General features: G+C 63.0%; 14 protein-coding genes. 8 read left to right on the forward strand and 6 right to left on the reverse strand.

Going from position 1 to position 15,263, the window contains the following annotated elements; all coding sequences use genetic code 11:
- The first annotated feature begins 1 nt into the window (after position 1).
- A complete protein-coding gene (locus HRF45_07875; protein MEP0766440.1) occupies positions 2–721 on the forward strand; it encodes a DUF1080 domain-containing protein in 720 nt (239 codons plus the stop codon).
- A gap of 94 nt (positions 722–815) precedes the next feature.
- On the opposite strand, the gene HRF45_07880 is transcribed toward HRF45_07875, so the two are convergent.
- Positions 816–1,862, reverse strand: a complete 1,047-nt coding sequence (locus HRF45_07880) for an ROK family protein (protein ID MEP0766441.1) — start codon at positions 1,860–1,862, stop codon at positions 816–818.
- A 21-nt stretch (positions 1,863–1,883) separates the two neighbouring features.
- Between HRF45_07880 and HRF45_07885 the strand changes: the two genes are divergently transcribed.
- The 7 genes from HRF45_07885 to HRF45_07915 all read left to right on the forward strand — a co-directional run bounded on the left by HRF45_07885 (position 1,884) and on the right by HRF45_07915 (position 9,143).
- Positions 1,884–2,903: a MoxR family ATPase gene (locus HRF45_07885; GenBank protein MEP0766442.1), complete on the forward strand. Its 1,020-nt coding sequence runs from the start codon at positions 1,884–1,886 to the stop codon at positions 2,901–2,903.
- Between the two features lie 6 nt (positions 2,904–2,909).
- The gene (locus HRF45_07890; GenBank protein ID MEP0766443.1) at positions 2,910–4,073 is read left to right on the forward strand and encodes a DUF58 domain-containing protein; all 1,164 of its coding nucleotides are present in this window, start codon (positions 2,910–2,912) and stop codon (positions 4,071–4,073) included.
- 11 nt (positions 4,074–4,084) lie between these two features.
- A complete protein-coding gene (locus HRF45_07895) occupies positions 4,085–6,070 on the forward strand; it encodes a transglutaminase domain-containing protein (GenBank protein MEP0766444.1) in 1,986 nt (661 codons plus the stop codon).
- The gene (holA, locus tag HRF45_07900) at positions 6,071–7,201 is read left to right on the forward strand and encodes a DNA polymerase III subunit delta (protein MEP0766445.1); all 1,131 of its coding nucleotides are present in this window, start codon (positions 6,071–6,073) and stop codon (positions 7,199–7,201) included.
- A 112-nt stretch (positions 7,202–7,313) separates the two neighbouring features.
- The gene (locus HRF45_07905) at positions 7,314–7,520 is read left to right on the forward strand and encodes a helix-turn-helix domain-containing protein (protein ID MEP0766446.1); all 207 of its coding nucleotides are present in this window, start codon (positions 7,314–7,316) and stop codon (positions 7,518–7,520) included.
- Positions 7,510–8,382, forward strand: a complete 873-nt coding sequence (locus tag HRF45_07910) for an ABC transporter permease (GenBank protein ID MEP0766447.1) — start codon at positions 7,510–7,512, stop codon at positions 8,380–8,382. The genes HRF45_07905 and HRF45_07910 overlap by 11 nt, the downstream gene beginning before the upstream one ends.
- Positions 8,379–9,143 carry an ABC transporter ATP-binding protein gene (locus HRF45_07915; GenBank protein ID MEP0766448.1) on the forward strand — a complete coding sequence of 255 codons (765 nt, stop codon included), beginning with the start codon at positions 8,379–8,381 and terminating at the stop codon, positions 9,141–9,143. Before HRF45_07910 ends, HRF45_07915 begins: the two co-directional genes overlap by 4 nt.
- A gap of 48 nt (positions 9,144–9,191) precedes the next feature.
- Here the strand turns inward: HRF45_07915 and HRF45_07920 are convergent, their stop codons facing one another.
- The 5 genes from HRF45_07920 to HRF45_07940 all read right to left on the reverse strand — a co-directional run bounded on the left by HRF45_07920 (position 9,192) and on the right by HRF45_07940 (position 14,459).
- A complete protein-coding gene (locus HRF45_07920) occupies positions 9,192–9,728 on the reverse strand; it encodes a PepSY domain-containing protein (protein MEP0766449.1) in 537 nt (178 codons plus the stop codon).
- 190 nt (positions 9,729–9,918) lie between these two features.
- Positions 9,919–11,016, reverse strand: coding sequence for a site-specific DNA-methyltransferase (locus HRF45_07925; GenBank protein MEP0766450.1), 1,098 nt, complete (start codon positions 11,014–11,016; stop codon positions 9,919–9,921).
- 114 nt (positions 11,017–11,130) lie between these two features.
- Positions 11,131–11,556 (reverse strand): hypothetical protein, encoded by a 426-nt coding sequence (locus tag HRF45_07930; protein MEP0766451.1) that lies wholly within the window; start codon positions 11,554–11,556, stop codon positions 11,131–11,133.
- A gap of 66 nt (positions 11,557–11,622) precedes the next feature.
- On the reverse strand, positions 11,623–13,413 hold the full coding sequence (locus tag HRF45_07935) for a M28 family peptidase (protein MEP0766452.1): 1,791 nt from the start codon (positions 13,411–13,413) through the stop codon (positions 11,623–11,625).
- 23 nt (positions 13,414–13,436) lie between these two features.
- Positions 13,437–14,459: a PD40 domain-containing protein gene (locus HRF45_07940; GenBank protein MEP0766453.1), complete on the reverse strand. Its 1,023-nt coding sequence runs from the start codon at positions 14,457–14,459 to the stop codon at positions 13,437–13,439.
- Positions 14,460–15,263: the final 804 nt, after the last annotated feature.

The raw sequence follows: 15,263 nt of genomic DNA on the forward strand, positions 1-15,263 counted from the left end.
CGTGAATGCCCTTCATGCTATGACCCACCTCTTGCTCTTCACACTGGCGCTAGGGGCCCAGACCGCCATCCTTCAAGACCAGGCGCCAAGTATGCCGACGCTCACCAGGCTGGAGAAGGCGCTGGGCTTCGAGATGATCTTCGACGGCAAATCGCTCAATGGCTGGACGGGATACCGCATGGACCGCCCTCCTAAGAACTGGAGTGCCAAAGACGGGATCCTCACCTGTAGCCCCGGCCCCGATGGCGGCGATCTGCGAACCGCCCAGATGTATGGCGACTTCGAGTTGATACTCGAATACCGCATGTCTACCAGAGGCAACAGCGGAATCATGTACCGCTCTACCGAGGACCACGAAGCCTCGTGGCAGAGCGGGCCCGAGTTCCAGCTACTCGACGACCAGGGGCACGGCATCGCGCCGGACAGCGTCAACGCCAGCGGTGCGGCCTACGACTTCTACGGCCCGAAAGGCAAGGTGCTGAAGCCGGCAGGCGAGTGGAACGAGGTTCGCATCGTGGCCTGCGGCAACCACATCGAGCACTGGATGAACGGCGTGAAGATAGTGGAGTACGAGATCGGCAGCCCGGAGTGGACCGAGATCTATCAGAAGACCAAATTCGCCGAATTCCCCGACTTCGCGCGACACCCGAAAGGCTACATCGTGCTTCAGGACCACGGGCACGAGGTCTCCTTCCGCAACATCCGCATCCGGAAGCTGTAGCGGTTTTTGGGCCAGCCGGCGATTCGGCGGCCGGAGTACGCTATCCCTCACCACTCGCAGTGGTGAGGGATAGGTGATTGGGAGTAAGCGGGGGTTAGCGGCTTAGGCGCTGAAGTGCCAGGGCGGCGCCGCCGAGGGCGCCGGCGCGCTCCGGCTCCGTTGCGGGTTCGATACGTGTGGCGGCAAAGAGCGTCGGGATGGCCGTATTACGGGCGCTCCGGATCGTCGGCTCCCAAAGAGGCGGACCCGCCTGTGATATCTGGCCCCCCAGGACCACCAGCTCCGGCACGAAGGTGTTGATGACATTGCCGATCAGCACGCCGAGGTAGTGCCCCGTCTCACGCCACACTTCCAGGGCGCTCTCGTCCCCCTGCGCCGCCGCGTCCGCCAACAGCTTCGGCGTGATGCGCGAGGGATCGCCCCCCGAGAGCTGCGCCAGGAGGCCGGTCGGGTCGTGCTCCAGTTTCGCCCTGCCTCGCTGCACGATCGCGTTCGCGTTCACCAGCGCCTCGGCACATCCGTAAGCTCCGCAACCGCACTGTGGTCCATCGGCAAACACCACGGTATGCCCCAGCTCCGCCCCTCCGCCGTTGCTACCCACCAGAAGCAGCGGCGCGGACGGCGGCTCGCCCCCCGACATCTGGTCCGGGGTGAGAACGATACCGCTACCGATGCCCGTCCCTAAAGTGATCATGACCAGTCCGTTAGGCCGTTCCTCGCGCTTGCCGAACATGAACTCGCCCAGCGCGGCCAAGTTGGCGTCGTTGCCGCTATGCACCGGCACACCGAGCCGTTCGCGCACCATCGCGGTCAGCGGCACGTCCGCAAAGTGCCGAAAGATGCCTCCCACATACTCACCGAAGTTGGGAGCCCAGCGCACGGAGCCGTCCTTGGGATCTATGTGGCCGGGCACGGCCATCCCTACCGCCTTGCACGGCCTCCCGGCGGACCTCTCCGCAGAGCGGACCACGTCCGCGCACGCGTCGGCCACGGCAGCCGCTCCCTCCTTCGCTCGCGATGGCTGCGAAGCGAACTCCCCCACTGGGTTCCCGCTAGGCTCCACTGCCAGCGCACGGACGTTCGTTCCTCCCAGGTCAACCCCGATAACGCAAAAATCGTCCACGACGTATGTATCTTGCATCCGGCGCTCTGATTCCTGCCCATGGGTTCGACTGCATGGGTCGTCCGAGGGGCCTGTCGGATCGGCTACACTCGAAACCGAGGAGTGCGCGTGAGACCGGAAACTGTTTCGACAAAGGCTGCAGAGGTCGCCGCCGAGGTGGGAAAGGCGATCCTCGGCAAGCCGGAGACCATCGAGGCCGCTATCATCGCCCTATTGGCCGACGGGCACATCCTGCTGGAGGACGTTCCCGGCGTTGGCAAGACCACGCTCGCCAAAGCCCTAGCGAGAGCGATTGGTGGCACTTACCGACGCGTACAGTTCACCCCCGACCTATTGCCCGCCGACGTGACGGGTAGCTCGCTGTTCAATCAGAAGACGGTGGAGTTCGAGTTCCGGCCGGGACCCATCTTCGCCAACATCGTGCTCGCCGACGAGATCAACCGCGCCACGCCGAAGACGCAATCCAGCTTACTGGAAGCGATGGAGGAGCGCCAGGTCACGGTGGACGGAACCCTGTACCACCTTCCCCGACCCTTCTTCGTCATCGCGACGCAGAACAACGTGGAGATGACGGGCACCTATCCGCTGCCCGAGGCACAGATGGACCGGTTCCTCGCGCGCCTCAGCCTTGGCTACCCGGACAAAGAACACGAGAAGGGCATTCTGATCAGCCAACAGCTAAAGGCACCACTCGACGACGTGCGCTCGGTGCTAACCCCCGAGGAGATGGTAGAGCTGCAGGCCGATGTCCGTGAAGTGTTCGTAGACGACAGCCTAAAGGACTATATCGTAGAAGTGGTTCGAGCCACGCGAGAGGAATCGGGGCTGTTGCTCGGCGCGAGCCCCAGGGGTTCGCTTCTGTTGATGCGTTCGGCACAGGCTGCTGCGGCCATCGCGGGCCGCGACTACGCCACTCCGGACGACGTCAAGCGGGTCGCCCTCCAGGTTTTGCCGCACAGGCTGATCGGCCGCAGCGAAGTGCGCGGCAGGGCGGACAGCGGGCCCGGCATCATCCAGTCCATCCTCAGCCGAGTGCCTGTGCCGGTGCCTACGAGGTAGCGAGCGGTGCGCACGTACGTCGTCTCCGCGCTTACGGTGGCTGCCACCTGTCTACTGTTGGTCGCCATGGTAGTCCAGCAGCCGGTGTTGTTCTACATGGCCACCACGTTCATCCTGCTGCTCTTCGCAGGTCGAGTGCAGGCGTCGTTGGCATTGCGAGGGCTTAGCGTCCGGAGATGGTGCCCGGCCGAGGCGACCGTGGGCGATACCGTGGCGGTGCGCTTCGAGGTAACGAACCGTTCCCGGCTCGGTGCCCCGTGGCTGCTGTTAGAAGAGAGGTTTGGCTCCACGGATTGGATGCGCGACGTGATCTTTCCTCCGCCGTTCTGTCCCCCCGCGCAGGGCTCTACGGAGATCGAGTACAGCTTTGTGCCTATCCGCAGAGGGCGCTACTCCCCGAAAGACATCTGCGTGTATGCAGGAGACTCGCTCGGCATCTCCTGGCGCGAGCGCACCTTCGAGCCGTCGAAGGACAGCCTTCTGGTGCTCCCCAGGCCCGAGCCCGTGCCGCTCGATCTCCGTGCGGTCGCTGGGTGGAGTTCAGAGGACAGCGAATCGGGGCTGGCCGAAGGCGGTGGGATTGAGCCGCGAGGTGTGCGTGAATACCGGTCCGGGGACAGCTTGCGGCACGTGCACTGGCGGTCGAGCGCTCGGCATCGCACGCTGTTGGTGAAGCAATTCGAACCCGGTGGGCTCTCGGACATGACGATCCTGTGCGACACGCACGTTCCTCCCGGATCGCGAGGACCCGACGCGGCGTTAGAGCATGCAATCCGCAACGCCGCGTTCGTTGCACGTGAGCTACTCGCGGTGGGTGCTGCAGTTCGCCTGACCGGCCAGGGAATCACAGGGCCTTGCACCGAGATGCGCCGAGGCAAGCGGCACTATCGTCGCATCCTGGAAGGCCTTGGAGGGATTGAGGCCGACTACACCGATCTTACGAGCTATGTCCAACAGGTGCAACCCAACCTCGGTCCCGACAGCGCCGTGTATCTGTTCACCGCAGATTCAGACGGAGCCGCGGCATGCGTGAGACGGTTCGGTGGTGCACGAATGATCGTGTACCTTTACAGGCATCCCGGTGACCGAGCGGATCGGGCTGACGCCCTGAGACGGTTGGGAGCGGTGGTGATCGAGGTACCACCGACCAGCGGCGAGGCAGCAACATGAGAAGCGAAGCTTTGAGAAGCACGCTGTCGCGCCTGCCGGACTACCTAGCCACCTGGGTCTTCATGGCGGCTGCGATCGTCGCGCTTCATGCAGCACTCGAGGCTCCGGGAGAAGGGCTCCGTGTCGCTGGCTTGCTCGGGGTCGGGTGCTTGGTCAGCCTGGTTCTACGGCTGGCAGGCTCGGCGGCAGGCGTCCTGTTCCTCGGCCCATACGTGTGCGGTGTGCTCGGAGCCATCGGTTGGATTGCACCCTATCCCATCGGGGCCGAAATGTCGGACTTTGCCGCCGTGCACCTAGCCGTCGGCGCTCGCGTCGTGTGGCTGCTGGTGCTGCGTAGCTTCGTAATGGTAACGGACGGCGACATGCTGTTTCAGGCGGTTCCGTCCATGGCGCTGCTCGGTATCGCCGCAACCTACTCCGATGCTGCTTGGCTTCCCTTGTTGTTCCTCGTCTTCCTCGCGGGCGCAGTCTTCGCGCTTTCGCGTTCACACATTCGCGCCATCGGAGCGGGCAGGGTGCATCGCTCGGTTGCGGCGGGCCCTGTGTACGCCCTGACGGGTGCCGCGGTGGTGGCGGGCGTCGCCTTCGTGCTAGCCCCCCTGGTCGGTCTCGGCGTCGAGAAGCTGGTGCCTGCGAGGGTGTTCATCGGGCCAGGACCGAGGCAGGCCGTGACCCTGCCCACCGCAGGCGACGCCGCCGAGTTGGAGATTGGGGTCGGTGGCCATTCGAGCACGGACCTGCAGGTCCTTCGGGTGCGGGCAGATAGGCCGCTTTATCTGCGCGAGAGGGCCTTCCACGACTACAACGGTATGGGCTGGCGATCCGGCGTGATAGGGCCTCAGACTGTCTTTCCATCCACCCCCGGGGTGTTCGATCTGAACCTCGGGTTTCGCCTGGACGACACTCTCGCCCGAGAAGAGGTCTCCTACGAGGTCGAGGTGACACGTGGAAGTCACCAGATGCTGTACTTGGCAGGGGAACCGACCGAAGTCGAGATCGACTCCCCCGTGCTGTTCTTCGCATTCCGAGACTTCGTACGACCGAATCGAGACATGCTTGCCGGTGAGAGGTATCGAGCGCACTCAGCGGTGCCGCTGCATAGGCGACTGGGCAACGCCGGCGCCGAGCGACGGCGCTTTGCACTTCGGTATATGCAGCTTCCCGAGACCCGCTCGCCCGAACTTCGGGCACTCGCCACTCGCGTCACGGCTCGCGCTCGAAACGACTATCAGCGAGTTCAGATGCTGCGGGATTACATCTCGCGCACCTGTGGCTATACACTTCAGGACGCGCCGCTGAACTCGCGCACCGACCGCGTGAGCGAGTTCCTTTTCGAGCGAAAGAAGGGCTACTGCGACTCCTTCGCCTCTGCCCTCGCGGTGCTGTGCCGCGAACTCCGCCTTCCCGCTCGCGTGGTTAGGGGCTACGCACCGGGCGACTTCGACCGCAACTCGGGCACCTATGTCATCCGCGAGAAGCACCTGCACCTGTGGACCGAGGTGCTGTTCGAGGGAGTTGGGTGGGTCATCTTCGATGCCACGGAGGGTGCGCGCAACTTGGACGAAGAGGCAGGGCCGGCCGCTGCGCTTGCCGCAGATCAGGAGTTCTGGCGATCGCCTTGGTGGTCGCTCGTTCTGGATGTCGCCATCGGGCTGATCGCAGCCTACATTCTGTTGTCGCTCTGGATAGCCAGGCTACGTGCTACACGAGTGCAGGACGCGAGGAGCGCAGTCGGAAGGCAATACGCCCGGTTCCTGAGAAGCCTGCGTCGGGTCGGCCTTCCCAGCCGCGAGCCGCATCTGACACCCATCGAACACCTCCGCTTTATCGAGCCACACCTGCCCCCATCGCTCGCACCTCTGGCTGCTGCCGTGGTGGAGGGCGTGGACGCAGGCCTGTTCGGACGGGGCGGGCCGGAAAGCGTTCTTCCCGATCTGAGGCTTCGCGTGGAGGAATGGTTACGGCAGATACGCTCGCTGCCGAAGGGGAGGATCTAGATGCCCAAAGTCGCGGCCAGTCGTTTTCACCCCGAGCCTGACGCGCTGAAGCCCTCCTACCTGCTCCTCGGTTCGGACAGCGTGGCGGTGCTGCGGGTCTTGCGTGACCTACTCCGCGTCGCGGCGGGAGCGGAAGATGCAGCCGATATCGAGCGGCTGGATGCGGAGCCAGGCGTTGCAGCCCGCGTGGCCGAGTGCGCCGCGACCCCCGCTTTCTTCTCGTCGGCTCGCACCATCGTCCTCCGAAGGGCCTCGCGCCTGACGAGCGACGAGGCGGGCAAGCTGGCCAAGGTGCTGGCTGACATCCCAACACACGCCTGCGTGGTCGTGTGCATGGATCCAGACCCCGCGACGGATGCCCGCACTAGCGAGCGATCCTCTGCGGCAGAGAAAGCCCTCGTCGGCGCAGTCGAGAAGAAGGGTGTGGTGGTGGACTGCTCGCCGCCCGAAGCCTCCCAAGGTCGGCAGCGGCTGATCGAACTCGCCGCCGAACGTTCCGTCATGCTGCCTGGACGCGTCGCCGACCTGCTGTGGAGGATGTGCAACCAAGACTTCGCCGAAGCCAGGGCACAGCTGGACAAGCTGATCGAGTATGCATCCGAGGGCGCCGACATCTCGGACGAGGACGTTCGGGCACTGGTAACCGAGAAGCGCCAGGCGCAGATCTTCGCCTTTACGGACAGTGTGACGGACGGGGACCTGGGCGCGGCGCTCGGCCACCTGGACGTACTGCTCGCCTCGCGGTCCAGGCCGGAAGAAGCCGCGATGCAGAGCGTGCTGCCGCATCTCAGCCGCCAGTTCCGCCTTCTGTGGCAAGCCCGGGCGCTGCTGGATCGAAAAGTACCGGTGGAGCGGTGGGGCGATCACGCGAGCGACCCGCTTCTCCCACGAGAACAGAACCTCGGGGCGCTCGCCGTTCGCAGCCGGAGCGTGGCGGCGAAGTACGCGCGCTTGGCCAAAGGGCTCACCTATGAGCGTATCGGCTGGGCTTTGGGCCGCATCGCCGAAGCCGACGCCGCGCTAAAGGGCATGGGGAGCGGAACCTCCACCCCGGAGATCCTGGGACGCCTGGTCGCCGACCTTTGCACCCTTTCTTCACGGCCAAGCGGAAAAACTTTGGCCGCCCGTTGAACCTGGTGCAGGCTGATTGCTGCTGATGCGCGAGAGCGCTTGTTGACAATCCCTGAGTTTTGGACTATCATACTGATGCTTTTTCGGTGCTTTTTTGGGAGTGGTCCACAAAATGGAACAGGACGAGTTTCTGACGGTCGCACAGGCCGCTCAGTTCTTGCAGTTGAGTCAGTCGAGCATCCGATCCTACATCCGGCAAGGCGCTCTGTCCGCCTATCGCGTGGCGGGCAGAAGGCGGGTTCTGATCCCCAGAAGGGAGTTGCTCGGGCTGCTGATCCCAGCACGCTCCGACCGCAGACTCCGCCAAGATGTGGGCTGAACTAAAGGAACTCTGGCGATACCGAGAGTTACTTCTGACCTTCGTTCTTAGGGACCTCAGGGTCCGGTATAAGAACTCGGCGCTGGGCTTCTTCTGGTCGCTGCTGAATCCCCTTGCCACCGTTCTGGTGATGACGGTGGTGTTCAAACACATCATGGGGTTTTCCAACCCCAACTATTCTGCTTACCTGCTGGCGGCCTACCTGCCATGGGTGTTCTTTCAAATGACGCTCATGGACTCGTCGCAGTGCATCCTGCTGAACATGCCGGTTATCCGCAAGGTGTACTTCCCACGCGAGATACTGCCGCTGACCGCCGTGTGCGCGAACCTAGTGCACTTCCTGCTCGCGCTTCTCGTGTTCTTCTGCTACCTGCTGGTGGTTTGGCTGCTCAACCCGCAGATTAGTCCCTTCACTTGGAAGGCGCTCTGGGTATTCCCACTGATCCTAGGACATGGGGCACTCGCGGCAGGCCTGGCGCTGTTCGTCTCGGCCCTGAACACCTTCTATGAGGACGTGAAGTACATTCTCGGGGTGCTCCTGTACCTGCTGTTCTTCTTGTGCCCGGTGATCTACTTTAGCGAGAACGTGGCGAACTCGCAGCTCATCGCACCGGAACATCGGCGGGCCGTGTACGTCGCGTATCACCTCAACCCGGTGGCGATGTACCTGACCGCGTATCGTAAGGTGCTACTGCCGGAGCAGGGCGTTCAGATGCGAACGGTGCGCGGCACGGACAGCTTCCAGGCGTTACCACTGGAGGGCGGGTTGCTGGCGAGTGCGGCGGGCGTCTCGGTGGTCGCACTGGTGGGAGGATACGCTTACTTCAATCGGCGCAAGTGGGAGTTCGTGGAGCGCCCATGAGCCTGGCCATTCACGCCGAAGGGCTGTGCAAGGACTTCGTGGTCACCCACCAGGCTTACGGCTCGCTGAAGGGCCTGCTACTGTCCTTCCTGCCCCGGCGGCGGGAGAAGGTGAGGGCCCTGGATACCCTTGACCTGTGTATCCAATCCGGCGAAACGGTGGCCGTGGTCGGAAAGAACGGCGCGGGCAAGAGTACGCTTTTGGGCGTCATCGCCAGGGTGTATCGGCCAAGCTCCGGACGGATCACGGTGAGCGGACGCGTCGCGCCGCTGCTGGAGCTGGGTGCAGGCTTTCACCCGGACCTGACCGGCGTGGAGAACGTGTTCTTCAACGGCGTGATCCTGGGCCTTACCCGGCGTGAGGTGGCGGCGCGGCTGGACGAGATCGTGGCCTTCGCAGACCTGCGCGAGTACATAGACGCTCCCATACGCACCTACTCCTCCGGAATGCTGATGCGGCTTGGCTTTGCTGTGGCGACGCACGTGGACGCCGACATCCTGCTAGTAGACGAGGTGCTGGCGGTCGGGGACCTGGAGTTCCAGGCAAAGTGCTACGCCAAAATCGCGGAGTTCCAGCGCGAGGGAAAGACGATCCTCTTCGTCTCCCATGACCTCGACGCTGTCTCCAAAACCGCCCCTCGCACCGTCTGGCTCGACTCCGGCCACCTCCGCCTGGACGGCCCGACGGGAGATGTCTTGTCTGCGTACGCCGCAGCCAGGTCGCAACCTCCGCCCCTCACCACCGCAAGAGGTGAGGGATAGAAAGATACGGTGGCACTCAGGCACTGTCCAAGCTTGGACGGGGTCTCTCTACTCCTGCCGTTCTGCACCCCGCTGCCTGCGAAACCGGGCCCGGCGGACGAGCGGCACCGTGAAGATACACACCCCGGACACCCCAAGTCCGAACAGGAGCACGGCGACCAAGGGAAGCCAGTAGCGCCTGATCGCCGTTCCGACGATGCTGAGGTCGTGAATGTCCTCGGTGAACTGGTCCAGCCGAAAGGCGCGCTGCACCACCCGGCCCGTTGCCCCGTCCACCTGCACCTCGTGGTAGCCGCGCTTGCTCAGGACCTTGAATATGTTGCTCTTGGGTCGGTAGTCAATGCGATCGATGTCTTCCCTGCGCTGTAGCTCGGGAATGCCCAGCGCAAAGGCGGCTCTTGCTGCCTGTTCCACGCTGATCACCTCGTTCAGACCCTCCACATTCGAGGCCTTTGCCTCGGACGGACGAATCCAAGGGAAGACGTCCTTCGTGGCCAAGAGGAACCCGGTCGCAGCGATGACGACGAGAAACAAGGATGCGACGACCCCTGCCCAACGGTGAAGAGCGCGCAGGCGGTGATACATGACTAGATGTGCTTCCCCCCGACGCGACAGTTCTGCATCGAGGGATTATCCCCCAAGAACGCTTCTCGGAACCCGTGGCCCCTGGCCACAGCGCGACGATTACACTGCCATAGGCTCGGCCATAGGCTCGAGCAGCCAGAAAGCTGAACCGCACTCCCCTCGTCTGTCCACTCCGCATCGTGGCTCTGGGCTATACCCCACACGGTCTCGCTCCATCGGTAGCAGCAAGCAACCTTTGTCGCAGGACGTCTATTCCTACCAGGTCGCCATCGTCGTCCTCGAAGTACCAGTGCTCCCAGCCGTTGCAGGGACTACCATTCGAGAGCTCGCGCCCGACCTGATGAATGGACCCCACCGAGCCGTTCATCATTAGCTTGCCGTCGGCACGAACGGTAGCAGCCAGCTTCCGGTCTCTCCGGAAGAACAGCTGTTGTCCTGGCGACAGCAAACCGGCCTCTATCAACGAGCCGAACGCGACCCGAGGTGCAAGGCGTTTCCGGTCGGAAACGTCGAACACCTTGGGAATGGACAACCCGACCGGTGTGGTTTCCAGGCGCTCCTTCGCGATCATCACATATCCCGCATCGCGCTCGATCCCAAGGTAGTGCCTGTGTAGCTTCTTCGCCACCACGCCGGTCGTTCCAGAACCGAAGAAGGGGTCCAGCACGAGGTCTCCGGGATTGGTGCTTGCCAGAATCACACGATAGAGCAGGGCCTCGGGCTTTTGTGTCGAGTGCGCCTTGCTACCCCCTACCTTGATCCGCTCTCGTCCACTGCAAATAGGCAGGACCCAGTCACTGCGCATCTGCAGGTCGTCGTTCAGCCCACGCATGGCATGATGGTTGAACGTGTACTTAGCACCGTTCTGACGGCACGCCCATATCAGTGTCTCGTGTGCGTTGGTGAAGCGGACACCACGGAAGTTAGGCATTGGGTTGGTCTTGATCCAGATCACGTCGTTCAAGATCCAGTAGCCGAGGTCTTGCATGATGGTTCCTATCCGGAAGATGTTATGATAGGTGCCGATCACCCAGATGGTCCCCGTCGGCTTTAGTAGACGTCTGCACTCGCCCAGCCACGCCTTCGAGAATTCGTCGTACTCGGCGAAGCTGCCGAAGCGGTCCCATGCATCGTCTACTGCGTCCACCTTGGTCATGTTGGGGCGCCAAAGCTCTTGCCTCAGTTGCAAGTTGTACGGCGGGTCAGCGAAGATGCAGTCAGCGCATGCGTCCGGCAGACGTGCCATCTCCTCGACGCAATCGCCCTGAATCACTGCATCTAGAGTCATCGGGTCTTGCTCTCCGCCCATGCATCGAGTGTTAGGTCTTGCGCGCTCACCCTCGGTGTCTCCGAGGATGCATCTCTCGCACCCGTGCTGCTCGATTGTACCGATTGGCCGGGACTACCGATAGCGTGGAACCATCTCTCGCATCCAGAAGCGCGCAGTGAAGTAAGCGGCAAACACCGCCGGAGGAGCTAACGCCGGCCACCAAACAGGGTCGTGAGCCACCGAATGCAGGATTGCCAGCACCTGCAAAATCGCACACAACGCAACTATCGCCATCGGCCGGCGCTTCTCCAGCCACACCCCGATCATGCTGATCGCGCCGACCACTGCACCGACCAGGGTCCACACCTTCGTCACCGGCGTAAGCGCGCCGAGATGCGCTGCTAGTGCATCGCTGAGGTCCAGCAGCCAGGGCGACGTCGGGCTCGTGACTACCGCTATCGTGACCACCAAGCACCAAAGCATGAAAGCCACTGAGACTACCTTGTCCAGCAGCTTCCACTTGCTCAGCGGCTTCGAATCCTGCGCAGGTTGCGACACCTTCCTCGTTGCTCCCGCTTACACGATGGCGCGCCGCGACGTTATGCCTGACTCCGCTCGAGCCGACTAAGGCGCGGAGCGCGCTTCGGGCACTATGCTGATCTCGATCCGTTCGCTGCCGCGCTGCACCACTAGCTTCACCGCCACGCCGGCTTTGGCCGCAGCGAAGCCTTTCATCAGCGACTCCATGTCCGTGATCGGAATGTCGTCCCATTGCACGATGATGTCCCCTTCGCGCAGGCCCGCCTTCTCCGCAGGCGTCCCCGGCGTGGTGCCGGAAAGCATCACGCCCGTGCCCTCGAACGAGTAATCAGGAACGAGGCCGATGCGTACGTTCACTCTGGGCCCGTCTCCGCGGGGGCCTTCGGGGCGCTGCTGGTCATCGGCAGGCGGGCGTCGCTCGCCTCGGACGCGGCTCGGCTGTTGCCACGGCACCTTCTCTCCGCGCGCGTCAATCGCGTCAATCACCCGGCGCGCGTATTGCAGAACTCGGACTTGGCCGTCGTAGTTGATGGCCTCCCAGTCGTCGGTCGGACGGTGGTAATCGGGGTGGATATTGGTGAAGAAGAACACGACGGGAATCTGCTTGGACGCGAAGGATGCATGGTCGCTGCCGCCACCGGTGCCCGGCGAGTACCGCGTGGTCAATCCCTGCTTGTCCACGCTGTCGAGCAGCTCCGGCCAGATGGGCGACGAGCCGGTGCCCTCCACGACGAGCCTGTCGTCCTTCAGCCGCCCCACCATGTCGAAGTTGACCATCGCCGTGACCTTGCTCAGGTCGATCGTCGGGTTGTTTACGAAGTAACGGGAACCGATCAGCCCGACCTCTTCGCCCGAGAAGAGCATGAAGAGCATCGAGCGCCGGTTCGTCTTGTAGTGCGCGTAGTACTCGGCCATCTCCAGCACCGATGCGCTGCCCGAAGCGTTGTCGTCAGCACCGTTGTGAATCTCGCGACTGCGGCCCATCGTTCCCACCTGGCCGAAACCGAGGTGGTCGAGGTGTGCGCCGAGCACGATGATCTCGTCCCGAAGCTGGGGATCGTTGCCGGGGAGAAAAGCCACTACGTTTCGCGTCATTCCCGTGTTGCGTTCCACCTGGCTAATGAACCGTGCGCGCGAGTTGGCGATCTCGAAGGCAGGGGCCATACCAGGAGATCCTTCGTCCTGTGCCAAGGCCGCTGCCAACGCCGGATCGAGTTGCTCCAGCGCTTCCACCGACACTTCGACCACCGGAATCCCTTCGCCCGGCTCCGACGCGCCGCCTGCGACGATCGGCACTGGCATCCGCTTTTCTGCGGAGACGAGCAGCACCCCCTTTGCCCCCAATTCCTCAGCAGTCTTCACTCGGCCACGGATATTGGCCGGGTTGCCCAACGGGCCGGTCCCGTGACGCATCACCACGATCTTGCCCGTGAGGTCTGCCCCAGCGAAGTCGTCGCGTTCCTCGTTCCGAATGCCGGTGCCCACAAACACTAGCGGCCCTTCCGCCCAGTGGTTGAACCTGCCCGTGGACACCGGCATGAAGTCCTTACCCAGCTCGAAGTCGTAGCGCTCGCCTGCGATGGTGATGGTCAGAAAGTTGTTCTTTCCCGGTCGGAAGCCCGCGGTCATCTGGAATGGCTGAAAGTAGCCTTCCGTACCTTTTGGTTCCAGTCCGTACTTCTTGAACTCGGCGGCCGCATAGGCCGCGGCAAGCTCGAACCCCCTGCTCACCGACAGCCTGCCCTCCAGCTCGTCGGACGCGAGGTAGCTGATGTGCGCCCGGATATCGTCCTGCGTGATCTCGGGTACTGCAACCGCGGACGCAACGAGCGCTAGCGGAAGCACATAGACCCAGGCCATTCGCAAACGGTTCACTTCGACCTCCGTAATATCCCCCCCTAGGGGACCCAGTCCGCCACGAAGACGTTGGTGTCCCCCGGCCTCTTAGCGTTTCGATTGCTGCAGAATACCAACTTCTTCCCGTCGAACGAGAACATCGGGAATCCGTCGAACTCCTTGGTATACGTGATCCGCTTCAGCCCTGTGCCGTCCACGCCGATCAGATACAGGTCGAACTCCCGTCCGCGAGGCTCGGGGTAGTTGGTGCAGAAGATGATGTGCTTCCCATCCGGATGCATGTACGGTGCAAAGGATGCGCAGCCCAGATTGGTCACCTGGCGCTTGTTGGAGCCATCGGCATCCATGACCCAGATCTCCAGCGGCGCGGGGCGGTAGACGTTCTGCCTGAGGTTCTCAAGATACGCTTCGTGCAAGGGACCGCTGGTCTCGATGGCGCGACGGTACACGATCTTAGTTCCGTCCGGTGACCAGAACGGCCCGCCGTCGTAGCCCGGCTCGTTGGTGAGCTGCTTCAAGTCGGAGCCGTCCGGCTCGCACGAATAGATGTTCATGTCGCCGCCTTTGCCGCTGCAGAACAGCAGCCTTCCCTGGCGGCTGACCGACCCCTCTGCCGTGTACTTCTCGAAGTTCGTGATCTGCTTCAACTCCGACCCATCGGCGTTCGCAGTGAATATCTGCATGGACGGGTAGAGCGGCCATACGTAGCCCAGCGACTTATCTGGAAGAGGCGGGTTCTCGTCCTTCCAGTGCGTGCTGGAGAAGAGGATGCGCTTCCCGTCCGGGAAGAAGAAGCCACACGTGGTTACCCCGGTTCCGGTGGAGACCATTCGCCGGTCGGAGCCGTCCGGGTTCATGATGTAGATCTGGTCCCTGCCGTTGGGGCTGTCGTCCGATTGGAAGATGAGCTTTTTGTCGTCGAAGCTCCAGTATGCCTCGGCGTTGTTCCCCTTGAAGGTGAGCTGTCGGATGTTGCGCAGGTGGGATTCGGATGGATGCCGGAGCGGGTCTTCTGCCGCTGCTTGGGCGAGGAGCAGAATCCCGGCTAGGATAGGGCTGACCATGCGGGCATTCTACCTTCGGACGGCCCCTTCCACTGTCCCGACGACGCCCGTAACCACCAGCGGTGGCCTCGACTAGGCCCTCTCTCCCGTCCCGATCCATATACTTCCGGGGTGAGGGGGAGCACCCCTTCGTTCGGCCGACGTCGCCGATCGAGCACCTCGTACTCCTACGAGGTTGCCAGGTTCTTCGGTTCGGCGGTGAGCGATTCGGCTCGAACAAGGAGCCCTGATTGAGAACCTGTCCGTGTCGGGTATCCATACAGGTGCCTATCCTGAAAGGTCGGGATAGGATGAGAGAGGTTCCGGGTGTGCTCATAATCTGTCTGGATAGTTCTGCTTGAGTGGGTCGCAAGGTCGGAGGTCAGGCCCCTGCGAATGTCGGCGGCGCCTGGTGGTACACGCTGTTTTCCCGGCAACTGCCCACCAACCTGTTATCTCCCCTGTCGTTCCCTCTGGTGTCACATATCGGACTGTGCTTTGGAAGGGAGAGGGGTCTGGCACGATGAGACACCCGCGTTCTTCGATCAGTCACGGCCCGACGACACTGCCTTCCCCCTGCGACAGAAAGAACCCAACGACATCGTGGCGATGGGCTTCTACCACGGGCGGGACGCCCGGGCCACGGCAGGCACTGCCCCGGCGATGGTTTCGATGTTCTTGGGGCTTGCGTGGCGTCGTGGCGTCGCCGTCCCGGCGATGGTCTCCACCACGGGCGAGACGCCCGTGCCACGGCAGGCACTGCCCCGGCGATGGTTTCGATGTTCTTGGGGCTTGCGTGGCGTCGTGGCATCGCCGTCCCGGCGA

Source organism: Fimbriimonadia bacterium (genome assembly GCA_039961735.1).
Taxonomy (GTDB): domain Bacteria; phylum Armatimonadota; class Fimbriimonadia; order Fimbriimonadales; family JABRVX01; genus JABRVX01.

Bases quoted from the DNA above. Each gene is read 5' to 3' on its own strand.
- holA (MEP0766445.1), top strand. From the start codon at position 6,071: ATGCCCAAAGTCGCGGCCAGTCGTTTTCACCCCGAGCCTGACGCGCTG.
- HRF45_07905 (MEP0766446.1), top strand. From the start codon at position 7,314: ATGGAACAGGACGAGTTTCTGACGGTCGCACAGGCCGCTCAGTTCTTG.
- HRF45_07885 (MEP0766442.1), top strand. From the start codon at position 1,884: ATGGGTTCGACTGCATGGGTCGTCCGAGGGGCCTGTCGGATCGGCTAC.
- HRF45_07920 (MEP0766449.1), bottom strand. From the start codon at position 9,728: ATGTATCACCGCCTGCGCGCTCTTCACCGTTGGGCAGGGGTCGTCGCA.
- HRF45_07940 (MEP0766453.1), bottom strand. From the start codon at position 14,459: ATGGTCAGCCCTATCCTAGCCGGGATTCTGCTCCTCGCCCAAGCAGCG.
- HRF45_07910 (MEP0766447.1), top strand. From the start codon at position 7,510: ATGTGGGCTGAACTAAAGGAACTCTGGCGATACCGAGAGTTACTTCTG.
- HRF45_07880 (MEP0766441.1), bottom strand. From the start codon at position 1,862: ATGCAAGATACATACGTCGTGGACGATTTTTGCGTTATCGGGGTTGAC.
- HRF45_07925 (MEP0766450.1), bottom strand. From the start codon at position 11,016: ATGACTCTAGATGCAGTGATTCAGGGCGATTGCGTCGAGGAGATGGCA.
- HRF45_07915 (MEP0766448.1), top strand. From the start codon at position 8,379: ATGAGCCTGGCCATTCACGCCGAAGGGCTGTGCAAGGACTTCGTGGTC.